A 26,960-nucleotide genomic window follows, 5' to 3' on the forward strand; every position below is an offset into this window, starting at 1 on the left:
TTATTTATTTTTCTTGCTACCCTTGCGTGTACGGGCATTATTCTTGGTATTTTGACCGCGAACCGGAAGTCCTCTACGGTGACGAATACCACGGTAAGAACCAATATCAATTAACCGCTTGATGTTCATGCTTACTTCTCTACGTAAGTCACCTTCAACACGGTATTTATCAACTTCTGCACGAAGCTTCTCTTGGTCATCTGGAGTCAAATCTTTTGAACGTATGTCTTCAGAAACACCAGCATCCGCACAAATCTTTTGTGCTGTTGGTTCACCAATTCCATAAATATATGTTAATGCAACAACTATTCTTTTATCTCTTGGTAAGTCAACACCAGCAATACGTGCCATAAATTGCACCTCCTATTATCTTAACCTTGACGTTGCTTGTGCTTTGGATTTGCAGAGCAAATAACCATTACACGACCATTTCTTTTAATTATCTTACAATGTTCACACATTGGTTTAACAGATGGTCTAACCTTCATGTTTCCCTCCGTTATTACTTTATAAATCGATAAGTTATTCTACCTTTAGTTAAATCATAAGGAGAAAGTTCAACAGTAACACGGTCTCCAGGCAAAATTCGAATATAATGCATCCTAATCTTACCGGAAACATGTGCTAAAATCACAGCTCCATTTTCCAATTCAACTTTAAACATAGCATTAGGCAGGGTATCAACAACCTTACCCTTCACTTCTATGACATCATCTTTTGCCAAAGCCGTTCCTCCGCATTTAAACAGTCATACTTTGAAATTATAACACGGAAAAGTAAATATACAAATTATTGCTTTTTACTTAAAACCGCATCAACTTTCTTAAAAACTTCTTCAGGCGTCTGTTCACCATTTACAACAGCTAACAAACCTTTTTTCTCGTAAAAGTCTTTCAGCGGTGTGTTCATCTTTTCGTTTACTTCTAAACGATTTTTTACTACTTCAGGTTTGTCATCTTCACGTTGGTAAAATTCATGCCCACCACAACGATCACAAGTATCCTTAACTTTAGGCATCTTTGTAATTTTATTATATGTTGCACCACAGTTTTTACACATAAAACGTGCTGATAAACGTTTTATCAAAGTTTCTTCTTTAACTTCGAGTGAAATTACATTTGTTAATTGCTTATTCATGCGCTTAGCAATATCTTCGAAAAGTTCCGCTTGAACAATTGTCCGAGGAAAACCATCTAAAATATACCCTTCATTAATATCGGGCTGGCCTAAACGTTCTTCAACTAACTTGGCAGTAACTTCATCTGGTACCAAATTACCTTTATCAATGTAACTTTTGGCTTCAAGACCAACTTTAGTCTCATTAGCCATTGCTTCTCTAAACATATCCCCAGTTGAAATATGAGTTAGATGGTATTTGTCGACAATTTGTTCTGATACCGTACCTTTGCCAGCACCAGGCAAACCTAAAAGAAATATATTAATCATTTATCCGTTCCTATCTGATGAATCCAACGTATTCTCTCTTCATTAACAATCCGTTAATTTGACGAGATAGTTCCAAGACGACACCAATAACGATTAAAAGACTGGTACCGCCTAATCCAATTGAACTTGGTAAATCCCAAAAATTAGTAGCAAGTTGTGGCAGTAATGCTACAAGTCCTAAAAATACAGAACCTACAGTTGATAATCTAATTAAGACCTTTGATACGTAATCTTGTGTATCTTTGCCGGGCCAAACACTCGGAATGTACGCACCTTGTTTTTGCAAATTCTTAGCCAGCTTCTCAGGATTAACCTGAACAAAAGCATAGAAGAACGTAAACAAGATGATTAAAACTGTATAGATTATGACTCCCGGTGTAGTTTGCATACTAAATATGTTGGTCATTATTTTATACCATTGTTGGTCACCCTGAGATTTCTGAAAGGCCATCAAAATTGTTGCCGGTGTAATAATAAATGAACTAGCAAAAATGACTGGAATAACGCCAGAAACGTTAACCTTTAATGGCAAAAAACTTTCAGAGCCACTAATAGTTGCCCGTCTTGTGTATTGTATTGGAATCCGGCGATCTGCCTGTTCTACCCATGTAACTAATTGGGTTACGATAAGTATTGCAATGATAATCGCGATGAAGAACAAAATCCCTTGCCAACGATCACTAGCATTATTATTGATAACTCCATCTTTATAAAGTTGCCACAAGCCACGGGGTAACCGAGCTATAATACCAGCAAAAATAATTACTGAAACTCCGTTGCCTAAACCTTTATCAGTAATTTCATCACCAAGCCAAGTCAAAAGCATCGTTCCTGCTGTCATAATTATTGCAATTTCAATGTATGTTTGAGGAGTCTGATTTTTAACTAAACCCATTTGAGTTAATGCGTTAAAACCAAGTGTAATTCCCAAACTTTGAATAAAAGCAACAAATAAAGCAAGCCATCTGGTTACTTGATTAGTTTTGCGACGTCCAACCTCACCTTGTTTACCCCACTCTACCAACGTAGGTACAATATCCATCTGCAACAATTGAATAACAATTTGTGCGGTTATATAAGGGGAAACACCTAATGAGAAAATTGAATAATTATCTAGTCCACCACCAGAAACTGTATCCAGCATTGGAACTAAACCAGTTTGTGCAACTTGAGTAATCGCTTTTGCGTTGACACCTGGAACAGTAATATTCGCTCCAATTCGGTATATCAAAAGAATAAAGAGTGTAAAATAAATTTTATTTCTTATTTCTTTATCCTTAAAGGCGTTCTTCAAGGTCGAAAACATTAGATCACCTCAACAGATCCGCCAGCAGCCTCTACTGCTTTTTTAGCAGCGGCGGAAACTTTGTTAATCTTTACGTTTAACTTAACTTTTAACTCACCTTCAGCAAGCAATTTAACGCCTGATAATTCTTTCTTTACCAAACCTTTTTCCTTGAGATTGGCAACAGTAACTTCGCTGCCCTCCTCATACTTGTTCAAGTCATCTAAGTTAATGATTGCATACTCTTTGCGGTTAACGTTCTTAAATCCACGTTTTGGCATGGTTCTGAATAATGGCATTTGACCACCTTCAAAACCTAGACGGGTATGACCGCCTTGACGAGACAATTGTCCCTTTTGGCCACGTCCAGAAGTTTTTCCAAAACCACTTGAAGTACCACGACCAACACGTTTTCTTGTATTGCGTGACCCCTCAGCAGCATGTAATTCATGAAGCTTCATTAATTTGGCACCTCCTCAATTAACTATTTATTAATTTCTTCAACTGAAATCAGGTGGGCGATTTTCATTAATGCCCCACGAGTTGCAGCATTGTCTGGTAAAGTAGCTGTACTATTAATCCTACCTAAACCAAGAGCTTTCACAACTTTTCTTTGGTCAGGCAGACGGTGTGCAGCACTTCTAATTAAAGTAACTTTTAATTCAGTCATTTATCCAGTCTCCCTAATCTAGTTCAGCGTGACGAAGCTTTTCAACATCTTCACTTGTTCTAAGTTTCTTCAATCCATCTATTGTCGCACGAACAACATTAATAGGAGTATTAGAACCAAGTGATTTAGAAGTAACATCCGCAATACCGGCCATATCCATAACGATACGAACGGCACCACCAGCAGCAACACCTGAACCAGCTGGAGCAGGTTTGATCATAATACTGCCTGAGCCATAATGACCGATTACTTCATGAGGAATAGTAGTACCAACCTTAGGAACCTTGATCATATTCTTTTTACCAGCTTCAACGGCCTTACGGATTGCTTCTGGAACTTCTTGAGCTTTACCAGTACCAAAGCCTACACGACCTTTTTTGTCGCCAACAATTACCAGAGCAGCAAATCTCATTCGTTGACCACCTTTGACAACCTTGGTGACACGATTAATTGCTACTAACTGATCTTCAATGTCGTCTTTATTTCTGCGATTATTGCGAGAATCGTTGCGGTTTGCCATGTATTTATCTCCTTTCCTAGAACTCTAATCCGTTTTCACGAGCGGCGTCTGCCAATGCTGAAATACGGCCGTGGTATAAATAACCACTTCTATCAAACACTACGCTAGTAATGTTTTTAGCTTTGGCTGCTTCGGCAATACCTTTACCAACAGCTTGAGCTTGTTCTACTTTAGTTTGATCCTTTGATACAGAATCGTCTAAAGTTGAGGCACTTGCTAGCGTTACACCCGCTACGTCATCAATTAATTGAGCGTAGATGTTTTTGTTTGAACGGAAAACGCTTAAGCGTGGGCGCTCAGCAGTACCAGAAATTTTGCTACGAATACGTTTATGACGCTTTAAGCGCAATTTGTTCTTATCTGGTTTTGAAATCACAATTTCACCTCAAAAATTTATTTACTATTTACCAGTTTTACCTTCCTTACGACGTACATATTCATCAGTATAACGAATACCCTTACCTTTATAAGGCTCTGGTGGACGTACATCGCGAATTTCAGCAGCAAATTGTCCAACATTTTGCTTAGAAATTCCTTCTACTTCAATATCAGTTGCTGAAGTAGCTTTTACTGACACACCTTCTGGTGCAGTCATTACAACTGGGTGAGAATAACCGACATTCAAAGTCAATTTGTTACCTTGTGCTGTAGCACGATAACCAACACCAATTAATTTTAAAGTTTTCTTGTAACCATCAACTACACCTTCAACCATTGAAGCAAGATTGGCTCTTTCAGTTCCATGAAGTGCTTTATCACTTTCACTTGAACGAGAAAAGTTGATTTTGCCATTTTCTTGTTTAAATGTGATTTTTGGATCAAAATATCTGGTTAGTTCACCCTTAGGTCCTTTAACAGTGATATTGTCACCTTTCTTAGTAACAGTGACACTATCAGGGACTTCAATTGTTTTTAAACCGATACGGCTCATTGATTGCTCTCCTTTCTGTCAGAATTACCATACATAGGCGATAACTTCGCCACCAACATCTTTTTGTCTTGCTTCTTTGTCAGTTATCACACCTGCAGAAGTAGAGACGATGGCGATACCTAAACCATTAAGTACTTTAGGTAGGTTTTCAGCGCTAACATAATTTCTAAGACCTGGCTTAGAAATTCTCTTTAAACCCGAAATGACACGTTCTCCATCAGGACCATATTTCAAGAAAATCTTAATCATACCCTGTTTATTGTCATCGGTAACTTCGTAATCACGGATGAAGCCTTCGCGTTTCAAAATTTCTGAAATAGATTTTTTAATGTTTGATGCAGGAACTTCAACAGAATTATGTTTTGCCATGTTGGCATTTCTAATTCTAGTCAAGTAGTCTGCGATCGGATCTGTCATGACCATTTATGCTATCCTCCAATCCGTATTACCAACTAGCCTTTTTCAGGCCTGGGATTTGACCTTTGTGAGCTAAATCTTTCAAGCAAATACGGCATAAGCCAAACTTACGATAGACGGAGCGTGGACGACCACATCTTTCGCAACGCGTATATTCACGTGAAGAAAATTTAGCAGGACGATGATTTCTAATTTTTTGTGATGTCTTAGCCATTAATGTCCTCCATTATTTTGCAAACGGCATACCAAATTGACCTAGAAGCTCGCGAGCTTCTTCATCTGTATTGGCAGTAGTAACGATAACAACATCTAAACCCCTAGTTCTATTAACTTTATCAAAGTCAATTTCTGGGAAAATCAATTGTTCCTTAATACCTAAAGTGTAGTTACCACGACCATCAAATGAACGGCTGGATACACCACGGAAGTCGCGAACACGAGGAAGTGAAACACTGATTAACTTATATAAGAAATCGTACATTCTATCTCCTCTAAGTGTTACCTTAGCTCCGATAGACATACCCTCACGCAAGCGGAAATTAGCAATTGACTTTTTGGCTTTGGTAACCAGTGGTTTTTGCCCTGAGATCAAAGTCAATTCCTCTACAGCTTCGTCTAAGTTTTTAGCATTAGAAACAGCGTCTCCAACACCCATGTTCAAAACTATTTTTTCAATCTTTGGCACTTGCATAACTGAGCTGTAATCAAACTTTTCTTGCAATGCAGGAACAATTTTTTCTTTATATTCTTGAGCTAAATAATTTGCCATTTGTGTCCTCCCTTCTACTTCTTAGTTTCTTCTTTTTTGTCATTGGTTTTGCCTTCTGACTTAGCAATGACCTTAACATTTGATGCATGGATTGAACCCTCAGATTCAACTACACCACCATTAGCATTAGTCTGAGAAGGTTTTTGATGCTTCTTGATCTTATTAACGCCTTTAACAACTACACGGTTTTTCTTAACGTTAACAGATAAAACAATACCTTCTTTACCTTTGTCTTTTCCGGTAATAACTTTTACTTTGTCACCAGTTTTAACAAACATCAGTGCACCTCACTTATTATATGACTTCAGGAGCAAGAGAGACGATTTTCATAAAGTCGTGCTCACGTAGCTCACGTGCAACAGGCCCAAAGATACGAGTACCGCGTGGACTCTTATCTGTATTGATAACTACACCAGCATTTTCATCAAATTTGATGTATGATCCATCTTCACGACGTGCGCCTGATTTTGTTCTAACAATGACAGCCTTGACAACGTCACCTTTTTTGACAACGCCACCTGGTGTTGCTTGTTTAACAGTTGCAACAACAATATCACCAATGTTACCAGTCTTACGTCTTGATCCACCTAAGACTCTAATAACTAAAAGTTCTCTGGCACCTGAGTTATCAGCAACCTTCAAACGGGATTCATTTTGAATCACTATATAATCCTCCCCTCACTAAATCCGCAAAATTAAACAGATTTTTTAACAATTTTAACTAAACGAAAGCGCTTTGTACGAGATAATGGACGAGTTTCCATGATACGAACAGTATCGCCAACTTTAGCTTCATTTTTATCATCTTGTGCGTAATATTTCTTTGAATATCTAATACGCTTTTTGTAAACAGGGTGGTTCTTATAAGTATCAACAACTACTGTGATAGTCTTGTCATTCTTATCAGAAATTACTTGGCCTTGATATACGTGACGATGATTTCTTTCGATTGATTCGCTCAAGTTAATAACTCCCTTCCACTAATCTTTTTCCAATGCTTTTTCGCTAAGAATTGTTTTAATTCTAGCAATATTTTTACGAACTTTGCCTAGGCGAGCGGTATTTTCTAATTGACCCGTTGCTTGTTGAAAACGCAAATTAAAGAGTTCTTCTTTATATTGCTTTTCCTTATCTAACATTTGATCAGTGGTTAATGCTCTGATATCTTTAGCCTTCATTAGAATTGCCACCTACTTCCGAACTTTTAGTCACAAATTTACATTTAATTGGTAGCTTCGTTGCAGCAAGTCTTAGTGCTTCACGAGCTGTTGCTTCATTAACGCCACCGATTTCAAACATAATCTTTTCTCTCTTGACTACAGCTACCCAGCCTGCAGGTGCACCTTTACCAGAACCCATACGTACACCAACACCTTTAGCAGTGTATGACTTTTGAGGGAAAATTCTAATCCAAACCTTACCACCACGTTTCATGTAACGAGTCATCGCAACACGAGCAGCTTCGATTTGTTGTGTAGTAATCCAGTGCGATTCAAGGGCTTGTAAACCATATTCACCAAAAGCAATGGTTTTACCACCCTTAGCAGCACCCCGCATCTTACCACGAAACTCACGACGGTGTTTTACCCTTTTTGGTACTAGAGGCATTATTTGTTTCCTCCCTTCGCAGCTTTTTCGGGCTTCTTACTTTTAGAAGGTAAGATTTCACCCCGGTTAATCCATACTTGAACACCAATTTCACCATATGTAGTGTAGGCATTTACCCAAGCATAATCAATATCTGCTCTTAAAGTTTGTAATGGAACACGACCTTCTGTGTGCCATTCTCTTCTTGCCATGTCAGCGCCGTTCAAACGACCAGATGTTTGTACTCTGATTCCCTTGGCACCGGCACGCATAGTTCTTTGAGTAGCTTGACGAGTAGCACGTCTAAAAGCGATACGAGCTTCAAGTTGACTAGCGATACTTTCAGCTACTAATTTGGCATCAAGATCAGGTTTCTTGATTTCAACAATATTAACGTGGACTTGTTTCTTAGTCAAAGCATTTAATTCTTTTCTCAATGCTTCAACTTCAGAACCACCTTTACCAATTACCATACCTGGTTTAGAAGTATTGATTGATACGTTGATCCTATTAGCTGCACGTTCAATTTCAACAGTAGAAACAGAGGCATTCTTTAACTTCTTATCAATGAATTTTCTGATGCGAAGGTCTTCATTTAAGGTTTCTTTATATCCTCTGTCAGCATACCATTTAGATTCCCAGTCACGAATTACGCCGAGACGAAAACCATTTGGGTTAATTTTCTGACCCATTAATATACCTCCCTTAATCGTTCTTTTCTGACACTACTACAACTACATGACTAGTTCTCTTATTAATAGGAGAAGCCATACCTTTGGCACGTGGTCTAAATCTCTTTAAAGTTGCTCCTTCATTTACGTATGCTTCAGATACATAAAGATTGGCACTTTCAAGATCGTAATTGTGTTCTGCATTTGCAATTGCTGAGCGTAAAACTTTTTCAACGATTGGGGAAGCAGCTCTAGGTGTGAATTGCAAGATTGCCAATGCTTCAGCAACGTCTTTGCCACGAATCAAATCAACAACTAAACGTGCTTTTCTTGGAGCAATACGAACTGTTCTTGCTTCCGCCCTAGCTGAACTAACTTGTTCTGCCATTTAAGTGTTTCTCCTTTCTTTATTTTGCAGTAGCCTTGTCGTCAGATGTCTTATGTCCACGAAAAGTTCTCGTTGGAACAAATTCACCTAACTTATGACCAACCATATCCTCAGTAATATATACTGGAACATGCTTTCTACCATCGTAAACAGCTATAGTCAAACCAACAAAAGAAGGAAAAATAGTTGAACGACGTGACCAAGTTTTAATAACCTGTTTTTTATCTGTATCTGCTTGTGCATCAACTTTCTTTAATAAGGATGCATCAGCAAAAGGCCCTTTTTTAATACTACGGCTCATTAAATTACCCTCCTTCTATTATTTGCTACCTTTACGGTGACGAACAATTAGCTTCTCACTGGCTCTCTTACTATTTCTAGTCTTGATACCACGAGCTTTCTTGCCCCATGGAGTCATTGGTTGTGGACGACCTACAGGAGCTTTACCTTCACCACCACCATGTGGGTGATCGTTAGGGTTCATTACAGAACCACGAGATTGCGGACGTCTGCCTAACCAGCGACTACGGCCAGCTTTACCTAATTGAATTAACGAATGTTGTTCATTACCAACAACACCAATAGTTGCACGACAAACTGATAAAATTTTACGAACTTCACCACTCTGTAATTTAACTAAAGTGTACTTACCATCATTACCCAAAACTTGAGCACTGGCTCCAGCACTTCTAACAAGCTGACCACCTTTACCAGGACTTAATTCAATATTGTGAATTGATGTACCAGTTGGAATATTCTTTAATGGCAAAGCGTTTCCTGGCTTAATATCTGCATTAGCGCCAGATTCAACCACATCACCAACTGTTAAACCTTTAGGTGCTAAGATATAAGCCTTAATACCATCAGTATAGTGAAGAAGCGCAATGTTAGCAGTTCTGTTTGGATCGTATTCGATTGCTTTAACTACAGCTTTAGCGTTATCTTTATTGCGTTTAAAATCGATGATACGGTACTTTTGCTTATGTCCACCACCACGGTGTCTGCTAGTAATATGACCATAAGAGTTACGACCTGCAGTGTGTGATTGTGACTCAAGTAAAGTACGCTCTGGCTTGCTCTTAGTAATTTCAGCAAAGTCAGAAGTAGTCATATTACGGCGACCATTTGTGGTTGGCTTATAAATTTTAATAGCCAATTGACTGACCTCCTATTACTTATTTTCTTCTTTATTATCGTTATCGTCTTTGAAAATTTTGATGTCATTTGAATCTTCAGTTAAGGTGACGATTGCTTTACGTGTCCGAGCAGTTTTACCTGAATAACGACCAACACGCTTATCCTTACCACGAACATTCATGATATTAACTTTTTTGACCTTAACATCAAAAATTTCTTCAACAGCATCACGAACTTGAGTCTTGGTTGCAGTTAAAAGCACGTTGAAAGTGTATTTCTTATCATCCATTAAGTTCGTTGACTTTTCAGTAATGACAGGTCTTAAAATGATATCGTGTGCACTCATTTCGTCGAAGCCCCCTCAACATTCTTTTCTATCTTTTCAATAGCTTCTTTTGTCAAGATTAATTTGTCATAGTTGACAACATCTTCTACATTCAAGCCATTTGCAGTGATAACCTTAACGTTTGGCAAATTCCTAGCTGAGTATTGAATATTTTTATCTTCAGAAACAACTAAAACTTTACCTTCAACCTTTAAGTCGTCCAAGATTGACTTAAACTCTTTTGTTTTAGGAGCTGACATAGTCAATTGATCTAAAACAATCAAATCTTTATCAATCAATTTTTGGGAAAGAACAGACTTGATAGCCAAGCGCCGTTGCTTTCTTGGCATTGAGTATGCATAAGAACGTGGAGTTGGTCCAAAAACAACACCACCGCCGCGCCATTGTGGTGAACGGATAGACCCTTGACGAGCACGTCCAGTACCCTTTTGTTTCCAAGGCTTCTTACCACCACCGCGAACAGCAGATCTATTTTTAACCTTCGAGGTTCCTTGACGTCTGCCAGCTCTTTGTCTGATAATTGCGTCAAAAACTACGCTTTCATTTGGTTTAATACCAAATACTTCATCATTTAAAGTAACTTCACCAGCATCTTTGCCTTTTTGATCAATAACTTTTAAATTAGCCATTCTAGTCCTCCTTCCTATTTATTATTTTTTACAGCAGATCTAACAGTAAGCAATGAATTCTTAGCGCCAGGAACGTTGCCTTTAATTAACAAAACATTCTTATCTGTTACAACTTTTTCAATTACTAAGTTTTCAATGGTAACTTTCTTCATTCCCATGTGACCTGGCAGACGTTTGCCTTTAGGCACACGGTTAATGATTGAACCCATTGAACCAGGAATTCTATGGTACCTTGAACCGTGAGTTTCTGGTCCACGTGATTGGCCCCAACGTTTAATGTTACCTTGGTATCCATGACCTCTTGTAGTACCAGTGACGTCAACTACGTCACCTTCCTTAAATGTGTCCACAGTAACTTCTGAGCCGACTTCATAGTCCTTAAGCTCAACTCCGCGGATTTCACGTATGAAGCGCTTAGGCGAAGTCTTTGCTTTTGCAGCATGACCTTTTTCTGGTTTGTTGCTCAAAACTTCACGCTTATCTTGATATCCTAATTGAACTGCTTCGTAGCCGTCTGATTCAACTGTCTTAACTTGCATAACTACGTTAGGCGTTGCTTCAACAACTGTTACAGGCACGAGGATACCATCTTTAGTGAAGATTTGGGTCATACCAACTTTTCTTCCTAAGATTCCTTTGGTCATGATTACACCTCTTTCTTTTTAAAATTAAAGTTTAATTTCGATGTCAACACCACTTGGTAAATCAAGCTTCATTAAAGAGTCAACAGTTTTAGGTGTTGGATTTAAAATATCGATTAAACGCTTATGCGTACGAATTTCAAATTGTTCACGTGAGTCCTTGTTCATGTGTGGTGAACGCAAAACAGTGAACAATACCCTTTCTGTTGGCAATGGAACTGGACCTGAAATTTCAGCTCCAGTTCTCTTTGCAGTAGCTACAATTTTAGCAGCTGATTCATCGAGAATACCATGTTCGTATGACTTAAGTCTGATACGAATTGATTGACTTGCCATTAAATTACCTCCTCAACGTCTTCTTTAAAAGATGACTAGCTTCCACAAAAATTACCGACACAACCTCTGTGGCAATGCAGCCTGGTGTGCCGCAACCTTTTGTATCAATGCTTTACAACAAAATGTGCTTTAAGGCAGACTATGCCCTAGACACACAAAAAATAGTATAACCGTTTTAAGCTTAATTATCAAGGATTAAAGGAACTTTTTTCATCTTTTAGAATAGAAAAATACAATTTTTATACTTTTTTAAATAAAATCCTTAATTTTATGTTTAAGAAGTCTACTACAAACAGAAAAATTCTCAAATAATTTATTCAGAAACGAAATTTTTGATAAAAAAAGAGCCACTGGCTTTACCAATAGCTCGATTTTTATAGTTAATAACTTGTTTTTATATTATTAATTATTGAAAATTATTCAGCGTTACCGCCACGTTTTTTGATGATATCCTCTTGAATAGACTTAGGAGTTGGTGAGTAATGATCAAAGACCATCGTAAATGTACCACGGCCTTGAGTTGAAGAACGTAAGGTGGTAGCATAACCAAACATTTCTGCCAGAGGAACCATTGAATTCAACACTTTAGCGCCGGCACGATCTTGCATGTTATCCATTGTACCACGACGAGCAGTAATTGAACCCATTACGTCACCTAAGTAATCTTCAGGTGTGATAACTTGAACCTTCATAATAGGTTCAAGGATAACTGCACCAGCCTTAGGTGCAGCATTTCTCAATGCCAATGATGCAGCAACTTTGAAGGCAGCTTCAGAAGAGTCGACTTCGTGGTAACTACCGTCATAAAGTTTAGCTTTTACATCAATCAGTGGGTAACCTGCCAAGATGCCGTTCTTCATAGATTCTTGCAAACCAGCATCAACAGCAGGGATAAATTCACGAGGAACAACACCACCAACAATGGCGTCTTCAAATTCGTAACCTTTTCCTCTTTCATTTGGTGTAAATTCAATCCAAACGTCACCATATTGACCTTTACCACCTGATTGACGCACAAATTTACCTTGTGCTTTAGCAGGCTTAGTGAAGGTTTCACGGTAAGCAACTTGTGGTTCACCAATCTTAGCTTCAACGTGGAATTCACGCTTCATACGTTCAACCATGATTTGCAGGTGTAATTCACCCATTCCGGAAATCAAAGTTTGACCTGTTTCAGCGTTTGTTTCTGCTCTAAAGGTTGGATCCTCTTCAGTTAATTTTTGCAAAGCAACATCAAGTTTGTCACGGTCAGCTTTTGATTCTGGCTCAATTGAAACTTGAATAACCGGATCTGGAACTTCCAAACTTTCCAAAATTAATGGGTGATCAGGATCAGTTAATGAATCACCGGTAGTAGTATTCTTTAAACCGATAGCACCAGCAATATCACCGGAGAATACTTCAGAAATTTCACTTCGTGAGTTAGCATGCATTTGCAACAAACGACCAACACGTTCACGACTATTCTTAGAAGCATTCAAAACATATGAACCTGATTCAAGTGAACCAGTGTAAACACGAATATATGTCAAACGACCAACAAATGGATCAGTAGCAATCTTAAACGCCAAAGCGGAAAATGGCTTTTCATCTCCAGCAACTAATTCAACTTCTTCACCAGTTTTTGGATCATGAGCAACATAAGGCTTAACATCTAACGGAGATGGTAAGTAATCAACAACACCATCAAGCATCATCTGTACACCCTTGTTCTTAAAAGCTGAGCCTGCAAATACAGGGAAAATCTTCAAGTCCAATGTAGCTTTACGAATAGCAGCTTTTAATTCATCAACGGAAATCTCATCACCATTAAGGTATTTTTCCATGATATCATCATCAACATCAGCTACTTGTTCAATTAATTCGGAGCGACGTTTTTCAGCTTCTTCTTTGTATTCATCAGGAACAGGAATAGTATCCCATTTGGAGCCAAGCTTATCTTCATCATAAACATCAGCTACCATGTCAAGTAAGTCAATAACACCTTCAAAGCTTTCGGCAGAACCAATTGGCATTTGCACAGCTAGAGCATTGGCATTTAAACGTTCGTGCAAAGACTTAACAGATTTGTCAAAGTCTGCTCCAATCTTATCCATTTTGTTTACAAAAACAATTCGAGGAACACCGTAAGTTTCAGCCTGGCGCCAAACATTTTCAGTTTGAGGTTCCACACCAGCTTGAGCGTCAAGAACAGTTACGGCACCATCAAGAACACGCAAGGAACGTTCAACTTCGATAGTGAAGTCAACGTGTCCAGGGGTATCGATAATGTTAATTCTGTAATCTTTCCATTGTGCAGTAGTAGCTGCAGAAGTAATAGTGATACCACGTTCTTTTTCTTCATCCATCCAGTCCATTTGTGAATCACCCTCATGGGTTTCACCAATTTTATGGATCTTACCAGTGTAATAAAGAATACGCTCTGTTGTGGTAGTCTTACCCGCATCAATGTGGGCCATAATACCAATGTTACGTGTTTTTTCTAATGGAAATTCACGCTTATTAGCCATAGATTTTTTCCTTTCCCTAAAAAATTAGAAACGATAGTGTGCAAATGCACGGTTAGCTTCAGCCATACGGTGAACATCTTCACGCTTTTTAACAGCTGAGCCAGTATTGTTTGAAGCATCAATAATTTCGTTAGCCAAGCGTTCATCCATAGTATGTTCATTACGTAAACGAGCGTAAGAAACTAACCATCTTAAACCTAAAGTAGTTCTTCTTTCAGGACGAACTTCAACTGGAATCTGATAGTTTGAACCACCAATACGGCGAGCTCTAACTTCCAAAACAGGCATAATATTATTCATAGCTTCTTCAAAAACATCAAGTGGCTCTTTGCCGGTCTTTTCTTTAACAATGTCAAAAGCATCATAAAGAATGGATGAAGCCTTAGCTCTTTTACCATCGATCATTAAGTGGTTGATCAACTTAGTTACAAGCTTTGAATTATATACTGGATCCGCTAAAATATCTCTTTTAGCTACATGTCCTTTTCTAGGCATTATTTAACTCCTCCTTAATCTTTCTTGGCACCGTATTTGGAACGTCCTTGCTTTCTGCCTTCAACACCAGCAGTATCAAGAGCACCACGAATAATATGGTAACGAACACCAGGAAGGTCCTTTACACGACCACCACGAATTAACACAACAGAGTGTTCCTGTAAATTATGACCTTCACCTGGAATATAAGCAGTTACTTCAATCAGGTTAGAAAGACGAACACGAGCATACTTCCGCAAAGCTGAGTTTGGCTTCTTTGGTGTCATAGTGCCGACACGAGTTGCGACTCCACGCATTTGGGGCGCTGGGTTAGCTACTAATTCTTTCTTCATACTGTTGTAGCCATAGCTTAAAGCTGGTGACTTTGATTTAGTCGTCTTAGTATGACGGCCTTTTCTTACCAATTGGTTAATGGTTGGCATTAAATTTTCCTCCTAAAAAAATTCATTATTTTGTTCACACATCCAGGAGTTTCTTTTTTAAGTCCCAGATAATCATCAAAATACACATTGACTATTGTACTCGCTTGTCGCAAAAAAGCAAATTATTTTTATTAATTGAAAAGCAGATGATATTTTTTGCGTATTTGATTTAAGCGAGGTAAACAATATGAAATGGATTTTTGGAATCAGCAATTTTTTGATTGGTACATGTCTAGCTTCTCATGCATGTGTAATTATCGAAAGACTCGGCAAAGAAGACTTTATCTTCAGTCGCTCAAAATGCACTAATTGTAATCAACAGCTGTGCTTGTTAGATGAAATACCTTTAATTTCCTATTTAATACTTAAAGGTCGTTGCCGTTATTGTAAAATTCACATCCCCTGTGAATATTTTTTAACAGAATTTTTAGGCGGTTTCGCTTTTTATAAAATTGATTTTAGCAGCATACATGATATTTGTACGGCGATTGTTTTGTTTAGTCTTCTACTAGCTGCTATCAGCGATTATCAGGTTCAGGAATTCGATATTACACTGGTACTGCCTGCACTTGTTATTTCGCTTCAACATATAATGAATAATTTTTATAGAATTAGCACTACTGATCTCATAGAATTTTTACCTATTTTTTTGTTTTTTCTTTTTGAGACAGTTAGAAAAAAATGTGGTAGTGGAGACTTAATAGTCTATCTAATCTTATCTTTCTACTTTAACTCCAAATTCGCCAATTTAACTTTTTTAACTGCTTCAATAGCTCTGCTTATTGTTTTTTTGGGCAGTAAAATGAGCAAAAAGGAGCCTGTTGCATTTATTCCTTTTATTTATATTGGATTAATCATTCAACTTTTGTGCAAATAAAAAGCTGGGATCCATATAAAATGAGATAGCAGCTTTAATAAACTAGTAAAAATAATTTTTTCACGTAAGTATTAGTTATATCTTGCCATCAGGTTTTGAAAACTAGGCAGCAGTACTATGGCTATAACAACTCCGACTACTCCTTGAATTGTATTAGTAAAAAGACTGGCAAGTCCTGCAGCCCAAGTATAAAGAATTGTATTAGTGATAAAATAGCCACCTACCATAAAGAATACTCCTATAGCTCCGGCGATAGCACCTTTGACTAATTGGTTTTTAAAATTCCAGTATTTAAAGACTAAACCAACAAAAAAACCTTCTAAACCATGGACAACAAGAGAAAATAACATAAACTGCCCATATCCACCAAGAAGATCAAGTAAAAATCCAGAAAGTCCTCCAACTATACCCCCGGCCACTGGACCGAATAAAAGCGCCACTATATAAATAATCGCATCGCATAAATTAATATTTCCATGAGTCAGGGGCATAGGAATAATAAAAATTCGACTAACCACGACATTAATCGCTGTTAGTAATGCCAATAATACAAGTCTTTTTAAAGAAAAATCATTTGCTCTCAACTTCTACATCCCCCTCTTGATTTTGTCTGATTATAACATTTTTTAATTAAAATATCACCAATAGTTCATAAAATTCCAAACAAACAAAAAACTGTCCCGCTAGTAATTTCTAACAGAACAGTTTTTTAATTAAATTAGATTAGATTATGATTCCTTAGCTTGGTCTGCTTCCTTCATCTTTTTTTCAATATCAGCAATTGAATAAACAGATTTAGGTTTCTTTACATCTGACTCAGGTTCCATATCACGATAAATCGGAAGACCAGTACCAGCTGGAATTATCTTACCAATAATAACATTTTCTTTTAATCCAAGTAGCGGATCATTCTTTCCTCTGATAGAAGCATCAGTTAGAACACGAGTTGTTTCCTGGAAGGAAGCGGCTGACAAGAAACTGTTGGTTTCAAGAGCGGCTTTAGTAATACCCAAAATTACACTTTGTGCGGTTGCAGGAATACCACCAGAAATAATTACAGCCTTGTTACGTTCCTTAAACTGATTGATATCCATTACCTCACCAGGTAAAAGATCAGTTTCTCCAGGATCGAGCACACGAACTTTTTGCAACATTTGTCTAGTTAATACTTCAACGTGCTTATCTGAAATATCAACACCTTGCATCCTGTATGCTTTTTGGACTTCGACCAAAATATACTCTTCAGTAGTTAATGTATCAGTAACCTGAATTAATTCTTTCGGATCAATAGATCCAAGAGTCAACTTGTCACCGCGATGAACTTCGTCACCCTCAGCAACAGCTACCGAAGCAGTATAAGGCACGCTGTAACTTCTAGTATCGATCCTACCCTTAACAGTAATTTCACGAGTATGTTCAGCAGGATTTTCCTGAATTGAATCAATTACTCCATCTACTTCAGAAATTATCGCACGACCCTTAGGATTACGAGCTTCAAACAATTCCTGCACACGAGGAAGACCTTGCGTAATATCTTCAGCACCTGCAACACCACCATTGTGGAAAGTACGTAAAGTAAGCTGAGTACCAGGTTCACCGATAGATTGAGCAGCAACTGTACCAACTGCTTCACCAACTTCGACTTCTTCTCCAGTGGCAAGGTTCATACCGTAACACTTGCGACAAACACCATGTGGTGTATCACAAGTTAGGATCGAACGGATCTTCACGTTAGTTACACCAGCATCACAAATCTGATGTGCTAAGTTTTCATCCATCATGACATTGCGACCAACAATTGTCGCACCAGTCTTTGGATCCTTCACTGTTTCGGCAGTAAAGCGGCCAAGTAAACGATCATAGAGCGGTTCAATTAATTCGTCACCCTCCATAATTGCATGAACATTAATGCCACGGTCAGTCCCACAGTCATCATCACGAATAATAACATCCTGTGCAACATCTACTAGACGACGAGTCAAGTAGCCAGACTGAGCAGTCTTCAAGGCGGTATCGGTCATTCCCTTACGAGCACCATGAGTAGACATGAATAATTCTAGAACTGACAAACCTTCCTTAAAGTTAGAAGTAACTGGAATTTCGAACAACCCACCGTTTGGTGTAGCCATCAATCCACGCATACCGGCAAGCTGTGTAAAGTTGGAAATGTTACCACGAGCTCCTGAATCGGCCATGATAGTAATAGGATTACGTGGGTCATAAATCTGGGCAATTTCATCTTGAACTTGATCTTTACAATCATTCCAAATGCTAATTACCCGGTCGTGTCTCTCATCTTCAGTGATTAAACCACGTCTAAACTGTTTAGACACAATATCTACTTGTTTATGGGCTTTAGCAACCTTTTCATCTTTATCTTGGATTTCAGGAACATCGGTCATGCCGATTGTAATACCAGAAGTAGTTGAACTGGTATAACCTAAAGTCTTTAAGTCATCAAGATATTCAGATGTTCTTTGAACCTTATAATATTTATAAATTGTAGCAATTGAATCAGACAGGAATGATTTCTTAAACGGTGTAGAAATCAAATCACTTGCAACACTATCAATTTTTTCATGGATATCTTCGCCCGGTTCCAAGAAATACTTGGAAGCAAGTGGGTTATTTAAATTTTCTTCAGTTGGCTCATTAACATAGAAATAGTCATCTGGGAAAATCTGATTGAAAATGATTCGACCATAAGTAGTGACAAAAATACCATGTTCATATCCTTTTGGCCATGCCTTTTCTGGCATCGAATCAGCTGACATCCCAATAATGGTGTGATAATGAATGTCACCATTATTATATGCAACGGTTGCTTCATCAGGTGAGTTGAAAATCATTCCTTCACCTTCACGGCCCTTTTCAGCTTGAGTTAACCAATAATTACCCAAAACTATATCTTGAGATGGAGTAACAATTGGCTTACCGTCCTTAGGAGCCAAAATATGGTGAGCAGCCAGCATTAGCATCCGTGATTCAGCAACAGCTTCGTCAGATAGTGGCACGTGGATAGCCATCTGATCACCATCAAAGTCGGCATTGTAAGCCTCACAGGCAAGAGGGTGCAGACGAATTGATTTGCCCGGCACTAAAACAGGTTCAAAAGCTTGGATACTCAAACGGTGTAAAGTAGGAGCCCGGTTTAATAATACCGTTCTTTCCTTAATCACGTCTTCAAGTACATCCCAGACATCATCATCTTCACGATCAATTTTACGCTTAGCACTCTTAATATTTGTAGCAATCTTGCGTTTAACTAATTCGTGCATTACAAATGGTTTGAACAATTCTAGAGCCATCGGGCGAGGAACACCACATTGATAGAACTTAAGCTTTGGTGAAACATCAATAACTGAACGACCTGAATAGTCAACACGCTTACCTAATAAGTTTTGACGGAAACGTCCCTGCTTACCCTTAAGCATGTGTGATAAAGATTTAAGTGGACGATTACCTGGTCCAACCACAGAACGACCACGACGACCATTATCAATCAATGCATCAACGGCTTCTTGCAACATACGTTTTTCATTTTGCACAATAATATTAGGAGCATTTAAGTCAAGTAATCTCTTTAACCTGTTGTTACGGTTGATAACACGACGGTATAAGTCATTTAAATCAGAAGTTGCAAACCGACCACCTTCTAGTTGGACCATTGGTCTTAAATCTGGTGGTATAACCGGAACAGCATCAATAACCATCCATTCAGGCTTGTTACCAGAATCTTTAAAGGCGTCAAGAATATCAAGACGTCTGATTGCTCTAGTCCGTTTTTGACCGGTTGCAGTTTCCAATTCTTTCTTTAAATCGGTAACTTCTTTATTCAAATCAACCTTACGGAGTAAATCACGAATTGCTTCTGCACCCATTTTTGCGGTAAAACGATTGCCATATTTTGCCTTTTGTTCACGGTACTCAGCTTCCGTCAAAAGTTGTTTAAATTCAAGGTCAGTGTCGCCTGGATCAATTACAATATAAGCCGCAAAATAGATAACTTCTTCGAGAAGTCTGGGAGAAATATCCAAAATAAGTCCCATTCTTGATGGAATACCTTTAAAGTACCAAATATGAGTAACTGGGGCAGCCAATTCAATATGACCCATTCGCTCCCTTCTAACTTTAGAGGAGGTAACTTCAACACCACAGCGATCACAAACGATGCCACGGTATCTCACACCCTTATATTTACCACATGCACATGACCAATCTTTAGTCGGTCCAAAAATTCTTTCATCGAACAAACCGTCTTTTTCTGGCTTTAAAGTACGGTAATTAATAGTTTCTGGTTTTTTGACTTCACCATATGACCAGCTACGAATTTTATTCGGAGAGGCAAGACCAATTTGCATGCTTTCAAATTTATTTACATCGATCAAAAGTTTAACCTCCTACTTATTGAGAAATCTTATTATCATCGTCTGATTGATCTACAGGTACATTAGATTGCTCTGTCTCCGTTTCATCATCTTCGGAATCAGCGGTTTCTTCGGCTAACTTCTTCCGTTGTTGCTCTTCCGCCATCTTGGACAATGTGTCTATGTTCAAATGCTCATTTGAATCATCATCCATATCACGCAATTCAATTTCTTTATGATTCATATCAAGAACACGTATATCCAGTCCTAGTGATTGCAGTTCTTTAACAAGAACGCGGAATGATTCTGGGACACCAGGTTTAGGAATTCTTTCTCCTTTAACAATTGCCTCATATGCTTTAACACGACCAACAACATCGTCTGATTTGTATGTCAATATTTCCTGCAAAGTATAAGCTGCACCGTATGCTTCGAGTGCCCAAACTTCCATTTCACCGAAACGCTGACCACCAAATTGTGCTTTACCTCCAAGAGGTTGTTGAGTAACCAATGAGTAAGGCCCAATTGACCGTGCATGAATCTTATCATCAACCATGTGAGTTAATTTCAGATAATGCATGATACCGACAGAAACACGGTTATGGAATGGCTCACCTGTGCGGCCATCATAAAGAACAGTTTTACCATCTTTATCGATACCAGCCTTATGAACAGTGTCCCAAACATCGTCTTCGCTGGCACCATCAAATACTGGTGTTGCCACATGAATACCTAAATTAGCTGCAGCACGACCAAGGTGCAATTCCAAAAGCTGACCAATATTCATACGTGAAGGAACACCCATTGGGTTCAAACAAATGTCTACTGGAGTACCATCTGGCAAGTATGGCATATCCTCTTCGGGAACAACTGCAGCAACAGTACCTTTGTTACCGTGACGACCAGACATCTTATCCCCGACTTGAATCTTTCTCTTTTGCGCAATATATACACGGACTAATGTATTAACACCAGGAGATAGTTCATCACCATTTTCTCTAGTATAAACTTTGACATCGCGGACAATACCGCCACCACCGTGAGGAACACGCAGTGATGTATCACGAACTTCGCGTGCTTTTTCACCAAAGATAGCATGAAGAAGTCTCTCTTCTGCTGATAATTCAGTAACACCTTTAGGTGTAACTTTACCAACCAAAATATCTCCGTCATGTACTTCGGCACCTACACGGACAATACCTTGACCATCAAGATCTTTAAGTGCATCTTCACCAACATTTGGCAATTCACGAGTGATTTCTTCAGGGCCAAGCTTAGTGTCTCGAGCTTCTGATTCATAATCTTCAATACTAATTGAAGTATAAACGTCATCCTTAACAAGCCGTTCAGAAAGCATGATGGCATCTTCATAGTTATACATGTTCCATGTCATAAATGCGATAACGGGGTTTTGACCAAGAGCCAGCTCACCATGATCCATTGTCGGACCATTGGCAATAACTTCACCTTCTACAACTTTATCACCCAAGTTAACGTTTGGAGTCTGGTTGTATGATTTCGAGTTATTTGAACGACGATATTTTTCAAGTGTATATTTATCTAATGTGCTGTCATCACGTCTAACTCTGATTGTGTTGGCATCAACGTATTCAACGGTACCAGCAGCTTTTGCCAAAACAGCAGCTCCAGAATCATGAGCCGCACGATATTCCATACCAGTACCCACAAGTGAACTGTGAGGATTAATCAAAGGTGCAGCTTGTCTTTGCTGGTTAGCTCCCATCAAAGCACGGTTAGAGTCATCGTTTTCCAAAAACGGAATACATGCAGAAGCAACCGAAACAACCTGCTTAGGAATAACGTCCATGTAGTCAATTTTATCTGGACTGACTTCGACGTTATCTTCTTTATGACGTGCTAAAACAAGATCATCTTTAAATGAACCGTCTGGATTAAGTGGAGTATTAGCACCAGCAATAATATAGTTATCTTCAACATCAGCTGTAAGATAATCAATCTTGTTAGTAACTTTGTGTGTCTTCCAAGAAACACGACGGTATGGTGTCTCAATAAAACCGTATTTGTTAATCACCGCATATGTAGCCAGTGAGTTAATCAAACCAATGTTTGGACCTTCAGGAGTTTCAATAGGACATAAACGACCATATTGGGTATAGTGAACATCACGCACTTCGTATCCTGCACGATCACGAGTTAAACCACCAGGCCCTAAAGCTGACATACGACGCTTATGCGTTAATTCTCCTAACGGGTTATGCTGATCCATAAATTGTGACAATTGTGATGAACCAAAGAACTCTTTGATGCTGGCAACAATCGGCCTAATATTAATCAATTGTTGTGGTGTGACGGTTGAAGGATCCTGAATTGACATTCTTTCTCTTACAACACGTTCCATACGAGCCAAACCAATTCTAAATTGATTCTGCAATAATTCGCCTACACGACGAATACGACGGTTACCAAGGTGATCAATATCATCGGTTGTACCAATTTCATCTTGTAATAGGAAGAAATAATTAATTGATGCCAGAACGTCAGCCGGTGTCAGATATTTAACTTTCTTATCAATATGACCATTAGAAATCAATTTGACAACGCGTTCTGGATTTACTTTGGAGTAAACTTTAATTTCCTGTACGTTAATTGGATCAGGTAACACGCCTTCTTGAGATGGCTGGTAAGTAACCATCTTAAAGTCATCACGATCAAGATACTTTTCAAGTGTCTCCATTACTTCATGGGTCACAACAGTACCCTTTTTAGCAATAATTTCACCTGTATCTGGATCTGCTAGCGTTTCTGCCAAAGTTTGACCATATAAGCGACTCTTTAAAGATAATTTTTTGTTAACTTTGTAACGACCAACAGGCGCTAAATCGTAACGACGTGGGTCAAAGAAACGTGCATAAAGCAGTGATCTTGAGGAATCAGTTGTTTTTGGTTCACCAGGGCGAAGACGTTCATAAATATCTTTTAATGCTTCTGCTACTCTAGAATCAGCGGGGTTTTTATGGACATCCTTATCCAAAGTAAATTGTAATGTATCACTTTGACCAAAAACATCTAAAATTTCATCATCTGAACCAATTCCAAGAGCTCTGACTAAAACTGTCAGAGGCAGTTTACGAGTACGGTCAACACGAACATAAGATACATTTTTAGCATCAGTCTCATATTCAAGCCAAGCGCCACGATTAGGAATTACGGTAGTACCAAATATTTGACGGCCATTTTTATCATAATCGCCAGAATAATAGACACTTGGAGATCTAACCAGCTGGGAAACGATAACTCTTTCAGCACCATTAATAATAAATGAACCGGATTCAGTCATTAAAGGTAAATCACCGAAGAAAACATCCTGAGTTTTGATTTCACCTGTTTTTTGATTGGTTAATTTTAAAGTCACGTGCATTGGAGCAGCATAAGTTGCATCATGGTCACGTGCTTCGTCAACAGTATATTTTGGCTTTTGCAGTTTAAAACCCAAATATTCCAGGGAAAGCTTACCTGAAAAGTCACTAATTGGCATAATATCGTCAAAAACGTCTTTAATACCCTCATCCAAAAACCATTGGTATGATTCGGTTTGAACATCTGTCAAATTAGGCAGGTCCAACACTTCTTTAATGCGGGAAAAGCTACGTCTTGTCCGATGTTTGCCAAAATTCACTACGTGTCCGTTTAACAAGGAGAAAACATCCTTTCTGTCAGAGAAAGCTAATATTACATTTTGATTACAAATTCAAAAAGCCGGAATTTTATGCATAAAAAAGACAAAAACAACAAAAGTCGTTTTTGTCCTTTATTATTTTGCTGGACAATAGATCAGCAAAATCCTGAAAATCAGCCTTTTAATCACGCATTACTATAACAAACTATTACAAGTGTGTCAATTAATTTACTTCGCTCCTACTAAGTTATTTTCTTTATCAATATCAAATTTTAAATGATTATGACTACAACCAATTTTAAGAATATCGCCACTAATAAGATCACCCTTGATTAACATTGTGGCAATTTCATCCTCAATATCCTTTTGAATTGCACGTCGCAGCGGTCTTGCACCCATTTCAGGATTATAACCATCTTTTGCAATTTTATCGAGTGCTGCACGAGAAATTCTTAATTGAACTCCTTGTTTATGCAAACGATCTATTAGTTTACGAGTTAATAGAGTAACAATTTGACGTAATTGTTTTTGATTGAGTTCATCAAAAATGACTGTTTCGTCAATTCTATTCAAAAACTCAGGTCTGAAGAATTGCTTTAGTGCTTCGCGTACGCGATCCTGACGTAATTTTACTTGACTAGTATTATCAGCATTAAATCCTACAGCCTTAGTTTCAAATAGTGAACGGGATCCTAAATTAGAAGTCATAATAATAATAGTATTTTTAAAGTCTGTTTTACGTCCTTTGGAATCAGTTAAAAAACCATCTTCCAAAACTTGTAACAGCAAATTAAATACATCTGGATGCGCCTTTTCTACTTCATCAAATAGTATTACAGAATATGGATGACGACGAACTTGCTCAGTCAACTGACCGCCTTCATCATAACCTACATATCCCGGAGCAGAACCAATTAGTTTGCTGTTAGCAATTTGATCCATATATTCTGACATATCAATTCTAATTAAATTGTTTTCAGAACCAAATATAGCTGCGGCAATTGCTTTTGCTAATTCAGTTTTACCAACACCTGTCGGTCCTAAAAACAAGAAGGAACCAATTGGTCGATTTTCATCTTTAATGCCGCTGCGACTACGGCGAACTGCCCGGCTGACAGCAGAAACAGCTTTTTCCTGACCAATAATCCGTTTATGCAGGTCTTTTTCAAGGTTAGCCAAATGCTTGGTTTCATCACGATTCATTTGGGTAACAGGAACACCAGTCCAATTTGAAACTACCTTTGCAACATCTTCTGCTTGCACTGTAGCATCCTTGTTAGTTGCCAAATCAAATTTGGCTGTTAATTCGTCCTGTCTTCTTTGTAAACTGTTTTGTCTTTCTTGGAGTTGCGCAGCCTTGACAAAGTTCTGATTAACAGCAGCATGATTTTTTTCACTAATAACTTTTTCAATTTGGTCATTAATTTGCAGCAACTGGTTATTAGAGCCTTTACCGGATTTAATTTTAACAGCAGCACTTGCCTCATCAATCAAATCGATTGCTTTATCCGGTAAGTAACGATTAGAAATATAGCGACTTGAAAGATCAACAGCATTTTCTAATGCAGACTGTGATATTTTTACGTGATGAAATTTTTCATATTTTGATTTCAGTCCGTTTAAAATTGCCAGCGTTTCAGTGCGAGAAGGTTCATTCAATCGTACAATTTGAAAACGACGTGCTAATGCTTGATCCTTTTCAACATATTTTTGATATTCATCAAAAGTTGTGGCACCGATCATTTGAATATCGCCTCTAGCTAAAGATGGCTTTAGAATATTAGCCGCATCAATTGATCCTTCAGCTCCACCTGCTCCAATCAAAGTATGCATTTCATCTACAAAAAGAATGATGTTGCCATTTGCAGTGATTTCTTTAATGATTTTTTTCATTCGGTCTTCAAATTCACCACGGTATTTAGTGCCGGCAACAAGACCACCTAAATCAAGTGATACCACTTGCTTTTTTAATAAATCGTGTGGAACTTTTTTAGCAACAATTGCAGTTGCTATTGCTTCAGCAACAGCGGTTTTGCCAACTCCTGGTTCCCCAATTAAAACTGGATTATTTTTATTTCGCCGGGATAAAATTTCAATAACTCGAGCTACTTCTCGATCTCGACCAATAACAGGATCTATTTCACCATTTTCAGCTCGTTCGTTTAAATTAACTGAAACCTGATCAAGAGTTGGCGTACTTGAATTTTTATTAGTGCTTTCTTCAGTGCCATTAAAACTGGACCAGCTACTATCATCAGATTGATCACTGTTATCCATGTCTTGTTCGTCTTCACCTAAACTGTGTAAAATGTCATTACGCAAACCATCAAGATCAATATTTAAATTACGTAAGATTACAGATGCCAATATTTGTTCATTGAGCACCATGCCTAATAGAATGTGGCAGGTTCTAATCTTAGAGGAACCCTCACGTTCTGCTAAAGTGCCAGCATATGCCAAAACCATGCTTAATCTGGGTGACATTTGCATGTAACTAGTTTTGCCAGCTGAACCATAGCCTGTATAACGTTCAATTTCTTCACGAATCGCTTTCGGTGTTGCACCCCAGGCCCGCAAATTCTTGCCGGCTTCACCATCAGATTCAATTACCATCGCAAGTAGTACGTGTTCAGTACCAATTAAACGATGATGAAAATTCTGTGCTTGTTCACGTGCAATTTCTAATACTTGATTTGCACTGGTTGTATAAGATTTTTTCATCATTGCACCACCTTTAAAAATGACGTGTATACACTATAAACCTTTTTGACAATTTGTAAAATATTCTGTTTGAAACATACTTTTCTGTCAAAAAACTTTGAAATCATTATATCAAAGACAGACACATCATGCGAATT

General features: G+C 38.2%; 34 protein-coding genes. 1 reads left to right on the forward strand and 33 read right to left on the reverse strand.

What is annotated here, in order from left to right; translation table 11 throughout:
• The 29 genes from rpsM to rpsL all read right to left on the reverse strand — a co-directional run bounded on the left by rpsM (position 1) and on the right by rpsL (position 15,200).
• Positions 1-351, reverse strand: coding sequence for a 30S ribosomal protein S13 (rpsM, locus tag DKL58_RS06985; RefSeq protein WP_034980405.1), 351 nt, complete (start codon positions 349-351; stop codon positions 1-3).
• A gap of 20 nt (positions 352-371) precedes the next feature.
• On the reverse strand, positions 372-488 hold the full coding sequence (rpmJ, locus tag DKL58_RS06990) for a 50S ribosomal protein L36 (protein WP_006729432.1): 117 nt from the start codon (positions 486-488) through the stop codon (positions 372-374).
• 14 nt (positions 489-502) lie between these two features.
• Positions 503-724 (reverse strand): translation initiation factor IF-1, encoded by a 222-nt coding sequence (gene infA / locus DKL58_RS06995; protein ID WP_034980408.1) that lies wholly within the window; start codon positions 722-724, stop codon positions 503-505.
• Between the two features lie 65 nt (positions 725-789).
• Positions 790-1,446 carry an adenylate kinase gene (locus tag DKL58_RS07000; RefSeq protein WP_109586592.1) on the reverse strand — a complete coding sequence of 219 codons (657 nt, stop codon included), beginning with the start codon at positions 1,444-1,446 and terminating at the stop codon, positions 790-792.
• A 10-nt stretch (positions 1,447-1,456) separates the two neighbouring features.
• Positions 1,457-2,752: a preprotein translocase subunit SecY gene (secY, locus tag DKL58_RS07005; protein ID WP_034980412.1), complete on the reverse strand. Its 1,296-nt coding sequence runs from the start codon at positions 2,750-2,752 to the stop codon at positions 1,457-1,459.
• The gene (gene rplO, locus DKL58_RS07010; protein ID WP_034980414.1) at positions 2,752-3,192 is read right to left on the reverse strand and encodes a 50S ribosomal protein L15; all 441 of its coding nucleotides are present in this window, start codon (positions 3,190-3,192) and stop codon (positions 2,752-2,754) included. Before rplO ends, secY begins: the two co-directional genes overlap by 1 nt.
• A 23-nt stretch (positions 3,193-3,215) precedes the next feature.
• Positions 3,216-3,401: a 50S ribosomal protein L30 gene (gene rpmD, locus DKL58_RS07015; protein WP_034980417.1), complete on the reverse strand. Its 186-nt coding sequence runs from the start codon at positions 3,399-3,401 to the stop codon at positions 3,216-3,218.
• Positions 3,402-3,414: 13 nt separating this feature from the next.
• Positions 3,415-3,921 carry a 30S ribosomal protein S5 gene (rpsE, locus tag DKL58_RS07020; protein WP_034980420.1) on the reverse strand — a complete coding sequence of 169 codons (507 nt, stop codon included), beginning with the start codon at positions 3,919-3,921 and terminating at the stop codon, positions 3,415-3,417.
• A 16-nt stretch (positions 3,922-3,937) separates the two neighbouring features.
• Positions 3,938-4,297, reverse strand: coding sequence for a 50S ribosomal protein L18 (gene rplR / locus DKL58_RS07025; protein ID WP_034980422.1), 360 nt, complete (start codon positions 4,295-4,297; stop codon positions 3,938-3,940).
• 24 nt (positions 4,298-4,321) lie between these two features.
• A complete protein-coding gene (gene rplF / locus DKL58_RS07030) occupies positions 4,322-4,852 on the reverse strand; it encodes a 50S ribosomal protein L6 (protein WP_045928449.1) in 531 nt (176 codons plus the stop codon).
• Positions 4,853-4,876: 24 nt separating this feature from the next.
• Entirely contained in the window at positions 4,877-5,275 is a 399-nt protein-coding gene (gene rpsH / locus DKL58_RS07035) for a 30S ribosomal protein S8 (RefSeq protein ID WP_034980428.1), read from the reverse strand.
• Between the two features lie 22 nt (positions 5,276-5,297).
• Positions 5,298-5,483, reverse strand: coding sequence for a type Z 30S ribosomal protein S14 (locus DKL58_RS07040; protein ID WP_034980430.1), 186 nt, complete (start codon positions 5,481-5,483; stop codon positions 5,298-5,300).
• 12 nt (positions 5,484-5,495) lie between these two features.
• Positions 5,496-6,038: a 50S ribosomal protein L5 gene (gene rplE / locus DKL58_RS07045; protein WP_034980431.1), complete on the reverse strand. Its 543-nt coding sequence runs from the start codon at positions 6,036-6,038 to the stop codon at positions 5,496-5,498.
• A 14-nt stretch (positions 6,039-6,052) separates the two neighbouring features.
• Entirely contained in the window at positions 6,053-6,316 is a 264-nt protein-coding gene (rplX, locus tag DKL58_RS07050) for a 50S ribosomal protein L24 (RefSeq protein WP_045928451.1), read from the reverse strand.
• Positions 6,317-6,332: 16 nt separating this feature from the next.
• Complete coding sequence (rplN, locus tag DKL58_RS07055; RefSeq protein WP_109586593.1) at positions 6,333-6,701, reverse strand: 50S ribosomal protein L14; 369 nt, start codon at positions 6,699-6,701, stop codon at positions 6,333-6,335.
• Between the two features lie 32 nt (positions 6,702-6,733).
• A complete protein-coding gene (gene rpsQ / locus DKL58_RS07060; RefSeq protein WP_034980439.1) occupies positions 6,734-7,000 on the reverse strand; it encodes a 30S ribosomal protein S17 in 267 nt (88 codons plus the stop codon).
• A gap of 18 nt (positions 7,001-7,018) precedes the next feature.
• Complete coding sequence (rpmC, locus tag DKL58_RS07065) at positions 7,019-7,216, reverse strand: 50S ribosomal protein L29 (RefSeq protein ID WP_034980443.1); 198 nt, start codon at positions 7,214-7,216, stop codon at positions 7,019-7,021.
• Complete coding sequence (gene rplP / locus DKL58_RS07070) at positions 7,206-7,646, reverse strand: 50S ribosomal protein L16 (RefSeq protein ID WP_045928453.1); 441 nt, start codon at positions 7,644-7,646, stop codon at positions 7,206-7,208. The genes rpmC and rplP overlap by 11 nt, the downstream gene beginning before the upstream one ends.
• Positions 7,646-8,317, reverse strand: coding sequence for a 30S ribosomal protein S3 (gene rpsC, locus DKL58_RS07075; RefSeq protein WP_034980450.1), 672 nt, complete (start codon positions 8,315-8,317; stop codon positions 7,646-7,648). Before rpsC ends, rplP begins: the two co-directional genes overlap by 1 nt.
• 13 nt (positions 8,318-8,330) lie before the next feature.
• A complete protein-coding gene (rplV, locus tag DKL58_RS07080) occupies positions 8,331-8,684 on the reverse strand; it encodes a 50S ribosomal protein L22 (protein WP_034980453.1) in 354 nt (117 codons plus the stop codon).
• A gap of 19 nt (positions 8,685-8,703) precedes the next feature.
• Positions 8,704-8,985 carry a 30S ribosomal protein S19 gene (rpsS, locus tag DKL58_RS07085; protein ID WP_034980456.1) on the reverse strand — a complete coding sequence of 94 codons (282 nt, stop codon included), beginning with the start codon at positions 8,983-8,985 and terminating at the stop codon, positions 8,704-8,706.
• Between the two features lie 18 nt (positions 8,986-9,003).
• The gene (gene rplB, locus DKL58_RS07090; protein WP_045928454.1) at positions 9,004-9,840 is read right to left on the reverse strand and encodes a 50S ribosomal protein L2; all 837 of its coding nucleotides are present in this window, start codon (positions 9,838-9,840) and stop codon (positions 9,004-9,006) included.
• A gap of 15 nt (positions 9,841-9,855) precedes the next feature.
• Positions 9,856-10,167 (reverse strand): 50S ribosomal protein L23, encoded by a 312-nt coding sequence (gene rplW, locus DKL58_RS07095; protein WP_034980462.1) that lies wholly within the window; start codon positions 10,165-10,167, stop codon positions 9,856-9,858.
• The gene (rplD, locus tag DKL58_RS07100) at positions 10,164-10,796 is read right to left on the reverse strand and encodes a 50S ribosomal protein L4 (RefSeq protein WP_034980465.1); all 633 of its coding nucleotides are present in this window, start codon (positions 10,794-10,796) and stop codon (positions 10,164-10,166) included. The genes rplW and rplD overlap by 4 nt, the downstream gene beginning before the upstream one ends.
• Positions 10,797-10,810: 14 nt before the next feature.
• Complete coding sequence (gene rplC / locus DKL58_RS07105) at positions 10,811-11,440, reverse strand: 50S ribosomal protein L3 (protein ID WP_109586594.1); 630 nt, start codon at positions 11,438-11,440, stop codon at positions 10,811-10,813.
• A 24-nt stretch (positions 11,441-11,464) separates the two neighbouring features.
• Positions 11,465-11,773 carry a 30S ribosomal protein S10 gene (gene rpsJ / locus DKL58_RS07110; RefSeq protein ID WP_034980470.1) on the reverse strand — a complete coding sequence of 103 codons (309 nt, stop codon included), beginning with the start codon at positions 11,771-11,773 and terminating at the stop codon, positions 11,465-11,467.
• 416 nt (positions 11,774-12,189) lie between these two features.
• Positions 12,190-14,283 carry an elongation factor G gene (gene fusA, locus DKL58_RS07115; protein ID WP_034980473.1) on the reverse strand — a complete coding sequence of 698 codons (2,094 nt, stop codon included), beginning with the start codon at positions 14,281-14,283 and terminating at the stop codon, positions 12,190-12,192.
• 24 nt (positions 14,284-14,307) lie between these two features.
• Complete coding sequence (rpsG, locus tag DKL58_RS07120) at positions 14,308-14,778, reverse strand: 30S ribosomal protein S7 (RefSeq protein ID WP_034980476.1); 471 nt, start codon at positions 14,776-14,778, stop codon at positions 14,308-14,310.
• Positions 14,779-14,792: 14 nt separating this feature from the next.
• Entirely contained in the window at positions 14,793-15,200 is a 408-nt protein-coding gene (gene rpsL / locus DKL58_RS07125; RefSeq protein WP_034980479.1) for a 30S ribosomal protein S12, read from the reverse strand.
• A 187-nt stretch (positions 15,201-15,387) separates the two neighbouring features.
• On the opposite strand from rpsL, the gene DKL58_RS07130 reads away from it, so the two are divergent.
• Positions 15,388-16,077 carry a prepilin peptidase gene (locus DKL58_RS07130; protein WP_109586595.1) on the forward strand — a complete coding sequence of 230 codons (690 nt, stop codon included), beginning with the start codon at positions 15,388-15,390 and terminating at the stop codon, positions 16,075-16,077.
• A gap of 71 nt (positions 16,078-16,148) precedes the next feature.
• Here DKL58_RS07130 and DKL58_RS07135 read toward each other — a convergent pair whose 3' ends face one another.
• The 4 genes from DKL58_RS07135 to DKL58_RS07150 form a co-directional block, all read right to left on the reverse strand.
• Entirely contained in the window at positions 16,149-16,661 is a 513-nt protein-coding gene (locus DKL58_RS07135) for an ECF transporter S component (protein WP_109586596.1), read from the reverse strand.
• 144 nt (positions 16,662-16,805) lie between these two features.
• Positions 16,806-20,465, reverse strand: a complete 3,660-nt coding sequence (rpoC, locus tag DKL58_RS07140) for a DNA-directed RNA polymerase subunit beta' (protein ID WP_109586597.1) — start codon at positions 20,463-20,465, stop codon at positions 16,806-16,808.
• 16 nt (positions 20,466-20,481) lie between these two features.
• Entirely contained in the window at positions 20,482-24,120 is a 3,639-nt protein-coding gene (gene rpoB / locus DKL58_RS07145) for a DNA-directed RNA polymerase subunit beta (RefSeq protein ID WP_109586598.1), read from the reverse strand.
• A gap of 210 nt (positions 24,121-24,330) precedes the next feature.
• Positions 24,331-26,823, reverse strand: a complete 2,493-nt coding sequence (locus tag DKL58_RS07150) for an ATP-dependent Clp protease ATP-binding subunit (protein ID WP_109586599.1) — start codon at positions 26,821-26,823, stop codon at positions 24,331-24,333.
• Positions 26,824-26,960 lie beyond the last annotated feature (137 nt).

The sequence above is a fragment of the Lactobacillus kullabergensis genome (assembly GCF_003151025.1).
In the GTDB taxonomy this organism is placed as follows: domain Bacteria; phylum Bacillota; class Bacilli; order Lactobacillales; family Lactobacillaceae; genus Lactobacillus; species Lactobacillus kullabergensis.